Origin of the sequence: Stenotrophomonas sp. NPDC077461 (assembly GCF_049545475.1) — a bacterium.
Lineage (GTDB): Bacteria > Pseudomonadota > Gammaproteobacteria > Xanthomonadales > Xanthomonadaceae > Stenotrophomonas > Stenotrophomonas nematodicola.
Genome location: NZ_JBMWDO010000006.1, coordinates 103,628 through 115,431 on the forward strand (window position 1 = coordinate 103,628; position 11,804 = coordinate 115,431).

At 69.7% G+C, this 11,804-nt stretch carries 9 protein-coding genes; 5 read left to right on the forward strand and 4 right to left on the reverse strand.

Translation table 11 applies throughout. From position 1 onward, the window contains the following. Window positions 1-31 precede the first annotated feature (31 nt). Complete coding sequence (locus ACPEH8_RS12210) at window positions 32-376, forward strand: I78 family peptidase inhibitor (protein WP_136005681.1); 345 nt, start codon at window positions 32-34, stop codon at window positions 374-376. Window positions 377-428: 52 nt separating this feature from the next. On the opposite strand, the gene ACPEH8_RS12215 is transcribed toward ACPEH8_RS12210, so the two are convergent. Together ACPEH8_RS12215 and ACPEH8_RS12220 are read right to left on the reverse strand one after the other, a co-directional pair. Then, window positions 429-2,234: a M56 family metallopeptidase gene (locus tag ACPEH8_RS12215; RefSeq protein ID WP_313274292.1), complete on the reverse strand. Its 1,806-nt coding sequence runs from the start codon at window positions 2,232-2,234 to the stop codon at window positions 429-431. Window positions 2,235-2,237: 3 nt separating this feature from the next. Next, window positions 2,238-2,624: a BlaI/MecI/CopY family transcriptional regulator gene (locus ACPEH8_RS12220; protein ID WP_136005687.1), complete on the reverse strand. Its 387-nt coding sequence runs from the start codon at window positions 2,622-2,624 to the stop codon at window positions 2,238-2,240. A gap of 166 nt (window positions 2,625-2,790) precedes the next feature. Between ACPEH8_RS12220 and ACPEH8_RS12225 the strand changes: the two genes are divergently transcribed. After that, the gene (locus ACPEH8_RS12225; RefSeq protein ID WP_153165469.1) at window positions 2,791-3,942 is read left to right on the forward strand and encodes a serine hydrolase domain-containing protein; all 1,152 of its coding nucleotides are present in this window, start codon (window positions 2,791-2,793) and stop codon (window positions 3,940-3,942) included. On the opposite strand, the gene ACPEH8_RS12230 is transcribed toward ACPEH8_RS12225, so the two are convergent. Continuing rightward, window positions 3,899-5,044 (reverse strand): SDR family oxidoreductase, encoded by a 1,146-nt coding sequence (locus ACPEH8_RS12230; protein WP_423666888.1) that lies wholly within the window; start codon window positions 5,042-5,044, stop codon window positions 3,899-3,901. The two genes, ACPEH8_RS12225 and ACPEH8_RS12230, sit on opposite strands and share 44 nt — an antisense overlap. Before the next feature lie 160 nt (window positions 5,045-5,204). Here ACPEH8_RS12230 and ACPEH8_RS12235 point away from each other — a divergent pair, with 160 nt between their 5' ends. Beyond that, window positions 5,205-5,546, forward strand: a complete 342-nt coding sequence (locus ACPEH8_RS12235; RefSeq protein ID WP_017355655.1) for a hypothetical protein — start codon at window positions 5,205-5,207, stop codon at window positions 5,544-5,546. A gap of 10 nt (window positions 5,547-5,556) precedes the next feature. Here the strand turns inward: ACPEH8_RS12235 and ACPEH8_RS12240 are convergent, their stop codons facing one another. Then, on the reverse strand, window positions 5,557-6,624 hold the full coding sequence (locus ACPEH8_RS12240; protein ID WP_017355654.1) for a DNA topoisomerase IB: 1,068 nt from the start codon (window positions 6,622-6,624) through the stop codon (window positions 5,557-5,559). A gap of 133 nt (window positions 6,625-6,757) precedes the next feature. Here ACPEH8_RS12240 and ACPEH8_RS12245 point away from each other — a divergent pair, with 133 nt between their 5' ends. Next, window positions 6,758-7,171 carry an I78 family peptidase inhibitor gene (locus ACPEH8_RS12245; protein WP_017355653.1) on the forward strand — a complete coding sequence of 138 codons (414 nt, stop codon included), beginning with the start codon at window positions 6,758-6,760 and terminating at the stop codon, window positions 7,169-7,171. Between the two features lie 165 nt (window positions 7,172-7,336). Beyond that, window positions 7,337-11,791, forward strand: coding sequence for a glutamate synthase large subunit (gene gltB / locus ACPEH8_RS12250; protein WP_423666891.1), 4,455 nt, complete (start codon window positions 7,337-7,339; stop codon window positions 11,789-11,791). The last annotated feature ends 13 nt before the right edge of the window (window positions 11,792-11,804 follow it).

Here is an 11,804-nt window from a genome sequence, read left to right on the forward strand (position 1 = left end):
CTGCCGGTACCTACCGTGGGAGGAGTACCGCATGCGTTGGAATCTGATGTTCGCCGTGGCGTGCGCGTTGCCGCTGGCAGCCTGCAGCCATCCGGCCAGAACCGCCTCCGGCCCGTCGGCGGCGGCCGACGCCCCACCGGCCGCCACCGAACCTGCCGTGGCCGGCAGCGCGGCACGCTGCGATCCGGAGAAGGTGGCCAGCCTGGTCGGAAAGACCGCCACCGAAGCGGTGGTGCAGCAGGCCGTGAAGGCCAGCGGCGCGCGGCATGCGCGTGTGCTCAAGCCGGGGATGGCGATGACGATGGACTTCCGCGAGGATCGCCTCAGCCTGGAAGTTGACGCGCAGAACAGGATCGTGCGCGCCAACTGCGGGTGACCCCGTCGTGCTGCCTGCGCGCGGCGCAGGCAGCACATGGAACACGCCGGCCTCAGTCGCGCAGGCGCTCGGCCTTGCCACTGGACAGGGCCTGATCGATCGCCGCACGCACGTCGCGCGAGGCGCGGGCCGACGCCACGCTCTGCTGCCGGGCCAGACGCGCCTGCTCGCGGCCCATCTCGGCCTGCTCACGCGCGACCCGCGCGATCTGCTCGGTATCCACCGCCTTGCGTGCGGCGATGCGGGCCTGCCGCGCCGCCTGCGCCGCCTCGGACGCCGCCGACGCGCCGGACTGGCGAGCGGCCAGGTTGGCCACCGCGGCCACATCCACCGACGCCATCGCATCGGCGGTGACCTGCATCGATACGTCGGCCAGGTGCTGGCCCAGCTCGGACTGGAGAGTGCCCAATGCGGCCTGCGCACTGCCCAGTGCCGCGACGTCGGCCTGGCTGCGGGCCAGCTGCCGGAGCACGGCCGGATCGCGGATCAGATAACGCTCCTGGCCCCGTCGTACCCACAGGGCCGGCTCGTCGCCGTGGGCATCATGCTTGGCCTGCTTGAGATCGGCCAGCGAGGCGTCCACAAAGTTGCTGTCCCCGCCCATCAGCACGAAGGCCTGTGCGGGTTGCCGGGAGAGGTCGAGCTTGCCGTGGGTGACCAACGCCATGCCATCGCCCAGCGCCTTGGGCGGTTCCGGCGCGCGCGGTGCCGCGGGGGGAGCCGGTGCGATCGGCGCCGCCACCGGCTGCGGTGCGACCTGCGGAGCCGGTGCCGCGAGCGGCGCAGCGGCAGGCAGCGGCGTCGGCGTCGGCGGCACGCGCGGCGCGGCCGGTGCCGGCGGTGCGGGCGGCGGCGGGGTCACCGCCGCCACCAGGCGCATCGGCGCAACGCCGACCAGCACCACCATCGCGGTGATCGCCAACGCGGCCACGCGCGGGAAGCGACGGGTCTGCTGCAGGGTCAGCAGCCGTCGCTTGAGGCTGCGGAAGTTCGGCGACGCGCTGGCCACGCCCACCGCCGGTCGCGGTGCCACGCCCAGCTGCACCAGCAGCCGACCATAGTCGTGGCGACAATGGCCCTGCCCGGCCACCACGGCACCGTCGCAGGCCTCTTCGCGGGCCACGGCATATTCGCGCGCGGCCAGGTGTACCAGCGGATGGAAGAAGAACAGGTGCTGGGCCAGGGCGGGCAGCAGCCCCCACCACAGGTCGCGGCGCTGCAGGTGCACCAGTTCATGGGTCAGCGCCATGTCCAGATCATCGGCGCTCATCGCCTGCAGTTCGCGTGCCGGCAGCAGCAGTACCGGACGCCACGGCCCGATCAGCTGCGGCGAGCGGATCTGCGCGGACACCTTCAGGGTCGGCGCGCGGCGCAGACCGTGTGCTTCAGCGGCCAGATGCAGCGCCTGCTGCAGGGTCGCGTCGGTGCAGTCGGCCGCACCACGCACCAGCGCGCGGCTGTGCCGGTAGCCACGCAGGCTGTGCACCAGCATCACCAGCACGCCGGCCACCCATGCGGCCAGCAGCAGCGCCGGCCACGACCACAACGCCTGCGGAGCCGCCATCGCCACCGCGCCGGTCATGTCGGGCGCGCTCGCCAGTGCGGTCTCCACGGCCGGCAGCGCAACCAGCTGCGTGGCGGGCGCTGCGGGCGCCGGCAGCACCGCCAGCTCCAGCGGGCTGCTCCAGACCAGGCCCAGCACCGCCTGCGCGGCCACCAGCCACCACAGCCGGCAGCGCGTGGCGGTGGGCAGCGCCGGCAGCAGCCGGCACACGCCCCATACCAGGGCCACCAGCAGCACGCTCTGCAGGCTGGTCCAGCCCAGCCGCGTCAGCAGTTCGATCATCAGGGTGTCCATGTCTCAGCTCTCCCGCTTGCGTGACTGCAACTGCGCGACCAAGGCTTCCAGCTCGGCCAGTTCCTGGTCGCTCACCTCGGCCTTGTGCGACATGAAGGCCACGAACGGCGACACCGAGCCCTGCAACGTCTTTTCCACGAAGCTGGCCACCGCGCCCTGGACCACACTGTCCTGGCCACTGGTGGCGGCATAGCGATACACGCCCTGGACCTGCCTGCGCTGCAGGTAGGCCTTGCCGCGCAGACGCTCCATCATGGTCAGCACGGTCGAGCGGGCCAGGCCACGCTCCTCTCCGAACCCCGCCGCCACCTCACCCACGGTGGCACCGCCCTGTTCCGCTACGTACTGCAACAGGGCCAGCTCCTGGTCCCCGATGGTTTTGCCGCGCATGGCACACTCCGATGACTACACGTGTCGCCACGGTGCCAGTGACTACAGATGTCGTCAAGTGCCGGAGGACGTCCGCCGACGAACGGTTGTCGTCAAGGTCGCCTTAAACCCTCTGCACGCGACCGGCATCCAAGCCGTCGAGCCGCTGATGGCCAAAGGACACCACATGCCTGCCCGACGACACCGCTTCCTGCTCATCTTCGCCGCACTGATCCTGCCCGGCCTGCCGCCGTTGCACGCGGCCACCACCGCCACCGCGTGGGAGGAGGCCAACGCGCGGACCCGCCGGTTCGTGCAGGAGACCATGCAGGTCCAGCGCATTCCCGGCCTGCAGATCGCGGTGGTCAAAGATGGCCGTGTGGTGCTGTCCGAAGCCCTCGGCCTGGCCAATGTCGAGAATGGCGTGGCGACTACACCGACCACGCGGTTTCCGTTGAACTCGGCCACCAAATCCTTCACCGGCGTGGCGATGGCGCAACTGGCCGACGCCGGGCGTGTGGACCTGGAGGCACCGCTGTCGCGGTATCTGGACGATCTGCCCGACGGGTGGCGCAGCGTGCGCGTCCGCCAGTTGCTGGCACACACCTCTGGATTGCCCGATATCCTCGACGCGCGTGGCCTGCTGGGCGGCGGCTCGGAACAGGACGCCTGGAAGGCGGTGGCCGCGTTGCCGGTGGAGGCGCCGGCCGGCCAGCGCTTCATGTACAACCAGACCAACTACGTGCTGCTGGCGCGCATCATCGCCGGGCAATCCGGCATGCCGTACGCGCAGTACCTGCAGCAGGGCCAGTTCGCGGCCGCGGGCATGCCCCGCACCACGTTCGGCGACAGCTACGACCTGGTGGCCGGCGCGGCCACGATGTACAGCTACGCACCGCGCGGCACCGATCCACCGGATGCGGCGCCGCGCCTGTCGCACTGGTTCTACGACATGCCTCCGAGCCTGTGGGCCGGGGGCGGCATCCTGACCACCGCCGATGACGTGGCGCAATGGATGGTGGCGTTGTCGCAGCATCGGCTGCTCCCCCGCCACAGCGTTGCGCGCATGTGGCGCGCCGAGCGCCTCAACGATGGCACCGACGGGAGTTGGGCCGCCGGCTGGCCGGTGCTGGGCACGGTGCCGGACCTGCAGGTCGGCGGCGTGGGCGGTGCCCGCGCCGCCTTCATCGTCTATCCCGAGCGGCAATTGGCGGTGATCGTGCTGACCAACCTGGTCGGCGCCAACCCGCAGCGCTTCATCCCGACCATCGCCGGCTTCTACGCGTCGCCGCAGGTCAGCCGCGCGGCCCGCCCATTACCGGCAGGATCACGCCGCTGATGTAGCTGGCAGTGACCGGCGAGGCCAGGAACACGTAGGCCGGCGACAGTTCTTCCGGCTGCGCCGGACGGCCCATGTCGCTGTCCCTGCCGAAATCGGCCACGTCCTGGGCCGCTTTGTCGGCCGGGTTCAACGGCGTCCACACCGGCCCCGGCGCCACCGCATTGACCCGGATTCCACGTGGCAGCAGCTGGCTGGCCAGCGCCTTGGTGAACGCGTGGATGGCGCCCTTGGTCGCCGAGTAGTCGACCAGCGCCTTGCTGCCGAACAGCCCGGTTTCCGAGCCGGTATTGATGATGCAGTCGCCTTCCTCCAGATGCGGCAGCACCGCGCGCGCCATCTGGATGTAGCCGGCGATGTTGGTCTGCAGGGTTTCCTGCAGATGCGCATCTTCCAGGTCTTCCAGGCGCTCGCAATGCAGCTGGAACGCCGCGTTGTTGACCAGAATGTCGATGCCCCCGAACGCCTTGACCACCTGCCTGACGGCCTTGGCGCAGAACGCGGGATCGCGGACGTCGCCGGCAATCACCACGCAGCGGCCGCCTTCGGCTTCCACGTGCTGGCGGGTGACCTTCGCGTCGGCCGCTTCATCCAGATGCAGTACGGCGACGTCGGCGCCTTCGCGCGCGAACAGCACCGCCACGGCGCGGCCGATACCGGAATCGGCGCCGGTGATGATCGCGCGCTTGCCCTGCAGCTTGCCGCTGCCACGGTAGTCCGGCGCCAGGAACCGCGGCGCCAGGTCCAGTTCGTGTTCGTTGCCCGGCTTGGCCAGGTGCTGGGCGGGCATTGCCTCGGGCTGCCTGCGGGTCCCGGCCTGGGTGGCGTCGCCGGCAGCCTTTTTTCTGCCGGTCTTCTTCGCTGGTGTGCCGGCCACCTGTTGCTTCGCCGCCTGCTTGGCCACACGCGCGTCCTTGGCCTTCTCCTGGTCCTGCAGGCGCCGCTGGCGTGCGGCGACGCGTGCCGCACGCGGGTCCTTGGCGGCCGCCTTGCGGGTGGCCGTCTTGACCACGGGCGTGCGCTCGGCCGCCGGCTTGGCGGTCTTGCCGGTGGTGGTCTTGCGCGGGGCGGAAGGGCGGGTTCGGGTCGTGCGGGTGGCCATCTGCGGCTCCTTTGCCAAAGCGTTCGAGTGCAGAGGCAGTGTGGCCAACCGCGCGGCCAGGCAGGGTGAGCGCGATGTGGTCGCACCGTGCATGCGTTCATCCGCTGCATACGTCGGCGAAGGCACGCTGCAGTCCGGCATCGCCCTTCCTGGAGTTCCCATGTATCGCACCCTCTTCGCGGTGGCCGCCGTGGCCACCCTTTCCGCCTGCAGCAGCGCGCCGATGGCGCAGGTGCAGCCCATCGACGGCGTGATCTCCGGCCAGTGCCACGTGGACAAGGTGCGCGGCGCGGTGGGCTTGGCCGCATCGGCCGCCACAGTTGAACGCGCCCGCGTGGACAGCGACAGCCTGCAGGTCACAGTCATCCGCGGCCAGCGCACCGGGAGCGGCCCCACCGCCAGCGGCGCGGCCGATCCCACACCCGGTGCACAGAGCGGCGGCGACCGGCTGACCATCGAGACCGGCCGTACCAACAACATCACCGCGCTCTACTGCGGCTGAGCACGCGCCCTCAGCGTTTCGGCGGTCCTGCGCGGTCTCTTCGCCGCGCGGCCTTGAGGAACCGCAGCGTCGCCTGCTCCCACTGGCGGTCGCCGCGCAGCCCGGCCAGGCGGTTCAACTGGCCGGCGCGCCACCCGTCGAATACGCACGGATCGATATAGGCCTTGCGGCACACCGCCGGCGTGTTGCCCAGCAGCGCCGCCACCGCGCCCACCACCTGGTTCTGCAGCGCCGCCAACGCCCGTTCGCTGGACGGCTCCGGCAGCGCGGTGGCTGCCAGCTGGCGCAGCGCGGCCACGGTGCCGCCCCAGGTACGGAAGTCCTTGGCACTGAAGTCCTCGCCCATCGCATCGTGCAGGTAGTCGTTGACCTGCCCCGAATCGACCGGCTGCACACTGCCGTCGTCGTCGCGGTACTGGAACAGTGCCTGCCCCGGCAGCTGCTGGCAGCGCCGGATCAGCTGCACCAGCCGGCGGTCGTCCACGTCCACTTCGTGGGCCTGGCCGGATTTGCCGCGAAAGCGCATCTGCGCCCGCCCGCCCCTGACCAGGGCCAGGTGGTGATTGCGCAGCGTGGTCAGGCCGTAGGAACGGTTGTCGCGGGCGTAGGCGGCATTGCCGATGCGCACCAGAGTATCGGCCAGCAGAGCGACCACGATCGCCAGCACCTTGTCGCGCGGAAATCCGGGCAGCGCCAGATCGCGGCGCAGGCGGCGGCGCAGCGCAGGCAGGGCCATGCCGAAGGCGATCACCCGGTCGAACTTGCCATCGCCGCGTACCCGCGACCAGTCGGCGTGGTACCGGTACTGCTTGCGTCCGCGTGCATCGCGCCCGGTGGCCTGCAAATGGCCATTGGCCTGCGCGCAGATCCACACCGCGGTATAGGCCGGCGGGATCGCCAGCGCGCGGATCCGGGCCAGTGTGGCGGCATCACGGACCGCCGCCCCGTCCGCATCGCGGTAGCTGAACCCTTTTCCCGCCCGGCGCCGGGCGATCCCCGGCTGGTCGTCGCTGACGTGGCGCAGACCCGCTTGGCGGGCGGCGGTTTTCTCAGGAGTAGCGGCGACTCGGGTCGGCATGGCAGGCCTCGTGGACGGGGCGGTCAGTGTCGCCGCTGGCGGTGCGGCAGCGCGTCAATAACGCAACCCCAACACCTGTCCCCCGTCCAGGCGATATGCTCCATCGTTTCCCGGTTGGATGTCTGGAGTGCCGATGTCGTCCTTGTCGTTCCGCCGCCTGCGGCGCTGTGTGGGTCCGAAGATTCTGTCGACTGCCCTGTTCCCCGCCGTCCTCGTGCTGAGCGCGTGCCAAGCGCCGCCGATGGACGAGCAGGAGGCGGTGGGCATGCATGCGCAGCAGGCTGCCGAAGCCGCCGCCGCACCCGCCGATGCCACCGGCAAGGCACTGGAAGCGCCGCCGGTCGGTAACTGCGACGCCACCCAGGTGCAGAGCCTGGTCGGCCAGCCGTTCACCGATGCGGTGGGCAGCCAGGCCCAGCAGGACGCCGGTGCCAAACAGCTGCGCGTGCTCAAGCCCAGCGACCTGAGCACGATGGAATTCATGGGCGAGCGTCTGAACATCGAACTGGACGAAAAAGGCGTGATCAGCGGCCTGCGCTGCGGCTGAACACGCGGCGTTGGAGGCTGGAAAAGCAGGGGTTTGGTTGCGCCTGCAACCGTGTATTGCGGCGTTGCAACAACTATGCTCTAGTCGAGTCATCCGGTGCCTTCGCTTGCGCTCAACGGATTGAGCGGGGACGACTGTCGCCGCTCACCCGACTTCGAGGCAGAGATGGCCCCCCGCAACCGCCAAGGGCTTTACGACCCGCAAGATGAGCGCGATGCCTGTGGTTTCGGCATGGTTGCCCAGCTCGACGACCAGCCGTCACGGCTGCTGGTCGACACCGCCATTGCCGCACTCTCGCGCATGACCCATCGCGGCGGTGTCGCCGCCGACGGTATCACCGGCGACGGCTGCGGCCTGTTGCTGCGCCGCCCGGACACCTTCCTCAACGCGCTCGCCGCCGAGGCGGGGCTCAGCCTCGGCCCACGCTTCGCCGCCGGCGTGGTGTTCCTGCCGCACGACGAAGCCGCCGCACAGACCTGCCGCGGGATATTGGAAGAACAGTTGCGCGCGGCCGGATGCACCCCGGTCGGCTGGCGTGTGGTGCCCACCGATGCCAGCGTCTGCGGCCAGCTGGCGCGCGACACGCTGCCGCGCATCGAACAGGTGTTCGTCGATGCCGGTACCGGACAGGACGAGGCCGCCTTCACCCTGGCGCTGTTCCTGGCCCGCCGCCGCAGCGAACAGCAGCTGCGCGACCACGCCGACTACTACGTCACCACGCTCAGCCCGAACGCGATCAGCTACAAGGGCATGGTGCTGCCGGACAAGCTCAGCCGCTTCTACCCGGACCTGCAGCGCAACGACCTGGCCTCCAGCGCGGTCGTGTTCCACCAGCGCTTCTCCACCAACACGCTGCCGCGCTGGCCGCTGGCGCACCCGTTCCGGATGCTCGCCCACAACGGCGAGATCAATACCATTGAAGGCAACCGGCGCTGGGCGCAGGCGCGCAGCAAGGTGTGGAAGACCCCGCGCTTCGACATCGGCCAGTTCGACCCGGTGATCTCCATGCATGGGTCGGACTCGCAGAGCCTGGACAACATGCTGGAGCTGATGGTCAGCGCCGGCATGGAACTGATCCAGGCGCTGCGCATCCTGGTGCCGCCGGCGACCCAGTCGCTGGAGTTCAAGGACCCCGACCTGGCCGCGTTCTACGAGTTCTATGGCCTCAACAGCGAGCCGTGGGACGGCCCGGCCGGCATCGTGGCCTGCGACGGCCGCTATGCGGCGTGCACGCTGGACCGCAACGGCCTGCGTCCGGCCCGCTGGATGCTCACCTCCGACCGCCACTTCCTGGTGGCGTCCGAAGCGGGCGTGTGGGAAGTGCCGGCCGAACGCGTGGTGCGCAAGGGCAAGCTTGGCCCGGGCGAGATGATGGCCATCGACCTCAAGCGCGGCGACCTGCTCGATTCGGACGCCATCGACCGCATCAACCGTGGCCGCGCGCCGTACAAGCAGTGGCTGCAGCAGGGCGTGACCTACCTGCAGACCGAGTTGATCGATCCGTCGCTGGTCGAGGAGCCGTTCGACGAGCGCACGCTGCGCAGCTACCACAAACTGTTCCAGCTCAGCACCGAAGAGGTCGAGCAGATCCTGCGGCCACTGGCCGAAACCGAGCAGGAAGCCACCGGCTCGATGGGCGATGACACCCCGATGGCGGTGCTCAGCCAGCACAGCCGTCCGCTCTACGACTATTTCCGCCAGGCGTTCGCGCAGGTCACCAACCCGCCGATCGACCCGCTGCGCGAAGACTGCGTCATGTCGCTGTCCACCCAGCTCGGCAAGGAGACCAACATCTTCCATGCCGGCGCGGAGACGGTGAACCACGTCATCCTCAACTCGCCGGTGCTCAGCCAGCGCAAGCTGCGCCAGCTGATGAAGATGGAGCAGTACGTCGAGAAGAACCGCCTGATCGATCTCTCCTACAGCCTGGACGAAGGCCTGAAGGCCGGCATCGAGCGCATCTGCGCCGAGGCCGAAGCCGCCGCGCGCGATGGCATCGTGATGCTGCTGCTGAGCGACCGCTACCCGGTGGCCGACCGGCCGATGGTGCATGCCCTGCTGGCGACGAGTGCGGTGCACCACCACCTGTCCAATGCCGGGCTGCGCTGCGACGTCAACCTGATCCTGGAAACCGGCACCGCACGCGATGCGCACCACATGGCCTGCCTGCTCGGGTTCGGCGCCACCGCGGTGTACCCGTACCTGGCCTACCAGACCCTGTTCGATCTGGGCCGGCGTGGCATCCTGCAGCTCAGCAAGGGCGGCGAGCAGTCGCAGATCGGCCGCCGCTACCGCAAGGGCATCTACAAGGGCCTGTCCAAGATCATCTCGAAGATGGGCATCTGTACGGTGGCCAGCTACCGCGGCGCGCAGTTGTTCGAGATCGTCGGCCTCGACGACGACGTGGTTGACCTGTGCTTCCCGGATACCGCTTCGCGCGTGGCCGGCGTCGGCTTCGACCGCCTGGACCAGGAAGCGCGCGAACTCACCGTGCGCGCGTGGAACGACCTGCTGCGCCCGGACGTGGGCGGCGTGCTCAAGTACGTGCACGGCGGCGAGTACCACATGTACAACCCCGACGTGGTCATGACCCTGCAGCGCGCGGCGCGCAGCGGCGACGCCGCCGACTGGCAACGCTACTGCGAGGCCGTGCACGGCCGCCCGGTCTCCGCGCTGCGCGACCTGCTGCAGCTCAAGGCCGCGCCCACCCCGACGCCGCTGGAGGAAGTGGCTCCGGCCGAAGACCTGTTCCGCCGCTTCGATACCGCCGCCATCAGCCTGGGCGCGCTGTCGCCGGAGGCGCATGAAGCATTGGCGATCGCCATGAACCGGCTCGGCGGTCGCAGCAATTCCGGCGAAGGCGGCGAAGACCCGGTGCGCTACGGCACCGACAAGCGCAGCAAGATCAAGCAGGTCGCGTCGGGCCGCTTCGGCGTCACCGCCGAATACCTGGTCAATGCCGAAGTGCTGCAGATCAAGGTCGCCCAGGGCGCCAAGCCCGGCGAAGGCGGCCAGCTGCCCGGTCACAAGGTCAACGAGCTGATCGCGCGGCTGCGTTACGCCAGGCCGGGCATCGGGCTGATCTCGCCGCCGCCGCACCACGACATCTACTCCATCGAAGACCTGGCCCAGCTGATCTACGACCTCAAGCAGGTCAACCCGCAGGCGCTGGTCTCGGTGAAGCTGGTCAGCCACGCCGGCGTCGGCACGATCGCCGCCGGCGTGGTCAAGGCCGGCGCCGACCTGATCACCGTGTCCGGCCATGACGGCGGCACGGGGGCCAGCCCCGTCAGCTCGATCCGCTACGCCGGTGTGCCGTGGGAACTGGGCGTGGCCGAATCGCACCAGGCGCTGGTCGCCAACGACCTGCGCGGGCGCACTCTGCTGCAGACCGACGGTGGGCTGAAGACGGGCCTGGACGTGATCAAGGCCGCGCTGCTTGGCGCGGACAGCTTCGGCTTCGGCACCGCGCCGATGATCGTACTGGGCTGCAAATACCTGCGCATCTGCCACCTCAACAACTGCGCCACCGGCGTGGCGACCCAGGACGAACGCCTGCGCGCGCAGTACTTCACCGGCCTGCCCGAGCGCGTGGAGAACTTCTTCCGGCTGCTGGCCGAGGAAGTGCGCGGCTGGCTGTCCTACCTGGGCGTGCGCTCGCTGGATGAGATCGTGGGCCGCACCGACCTGCTGCAGCAACTGGCGGTCGCGCCGCGCCCGGGCGTCAAGGTCGACCTGTCGCGCCTGCTCAACCCGGCGCACTACGCCGGCAGCCATTGCGCCGCCCAGCGCCTGTACGAGTCACCGGACAGCCTGGCCACGCAGATGGATGGGCTGCTGGCGCCTGCGATCGCCGGCAAGCTCGGTGGCGAGCACCGCTTCCTGATCCACAACACGGACCGTTCGATCGGCACCCGCCTGTCGGGCGCGATCGCCCGCGCGCACGGCAACCAGGGCATGAGCGATGCGCCGCTGACGCTGCGCTTCCGCGGCACCGCCGGGCAGAGCTTCGGCGCGTTCAACGTGGGCGGCCTGCAGCTGGAAGTGGAAGGCGAAGCCAACGATTACGTCGGCAAGGGCATGGCCGGCGGCCGGCTGGTGGTGCGCCCGCCGCGTGGCGCACGCTTCGAGGCACGCAACACCGCCATCATCGGCAACACCTGCCTGTACGGCGCCACCGGCGGCGAACTGTTCGCGGCCGGTCGCGCCGGCGAACGCTTCGGCGTGCGCAATTCCGGTGCGCTGGCGGTGATCGAAGGCGCCGGCGACCACTGCTGCGAGTACATGACCGACGGCATCGTGCTGGTGCTGGGCAAGGTCGGGCTCAACTTCGGTGCCGGTTTCACCGGCGGCCTGGCCTACGTGCTGGATATCGACCGCGACTTCGTGGACCGCTACAACCACGAGCTGATCGACATCCACCGCATCTCCGCCGAGGGCTTCGAGAACCATCGCCAGCACCTGCATACGCTGATCAGCCGCCACCGCGAGCTTACCGGCAGCATCTGGGCGCAGCAGATCCTCGACGAATTCCGCGATTACGTCGGCAAGTTCTGGCTGGTCAAACCCAAGGCGGCCAGCATCGAATCGCTGACCGACTCGCTGCGCCGCGCCGCGTGATGCGTCGCGTGGT

Excerpts from the sequence above, each read along its gene's own strand:
- ACPEH8_RS12210 (WP_136005681.1), top strand. The coding sequence starts at position 32 with ATGCGTTGGAATCTGATGTTCGCCGTGGCGTGCGCGTTGCCGCTGGCA.
- ACPEH8_RS12215 (WP_313274292.1), bottom strand. The coding sequence starts at position 2,234 with ATGGACACCCTGATGATCGAACTGCTGACGCGGCTGGGCTGGACCAGC.
- ACPEH8_RS12220 (WP_136005687.1), bottom strand. The coding sequence starts at position 2,624 with ATGCGCGGCAAAACCATCGGGGACCAGGAGCTGGCCCTGTTGCAGTAC.
- ACPEH8_RS12225 (WP_153165469.1), top strand. The coding sequence starts at position 2,791 with ATGCCTGCCCGACGACACCGCTTCCTGCTCATCTTCGCCGCACTGATC.
- ACPEH8_RS12230 (WP_423666888.1), bottom strand. The coding sequence starts at position 5,044 with ATGGCCACCCGCACGACCCGAACCCGCCCTTCCGCCCCGCGCAAGACC.
- ACPEH8_RS12235 (WP_017355655.1), top strand. The coding sequence starts at position 5,205 with ATGTATCGCACCCTCTTCGCGGTGGCCGCCGTGGCCACCCTTTCCGCC.
- ACPEH8_RS12240 (WP_017355654.1), bottom strand. The coding sequence starts at position 6,624 with ATGCCGACCCGAGTCGCCGCTACTCCTGAGAAAACCGCCGCCCGCCAA.
- ACPEH8_RS12245 (WP_017355653.1), top strand. The coding sequence starts at position 6,758 with ATGTCGTCCTTGTCGTTCCGCCGCCTGCGGCGCTGTGTGGGTCCGAAG.
- gltB (WP_423666891.1), top strand. The coding sequence starts at position 7,337 with ATGGCCCCCCGCAACCGCCAAGGGCTTTACGACCCGCAAGATGAGCGC.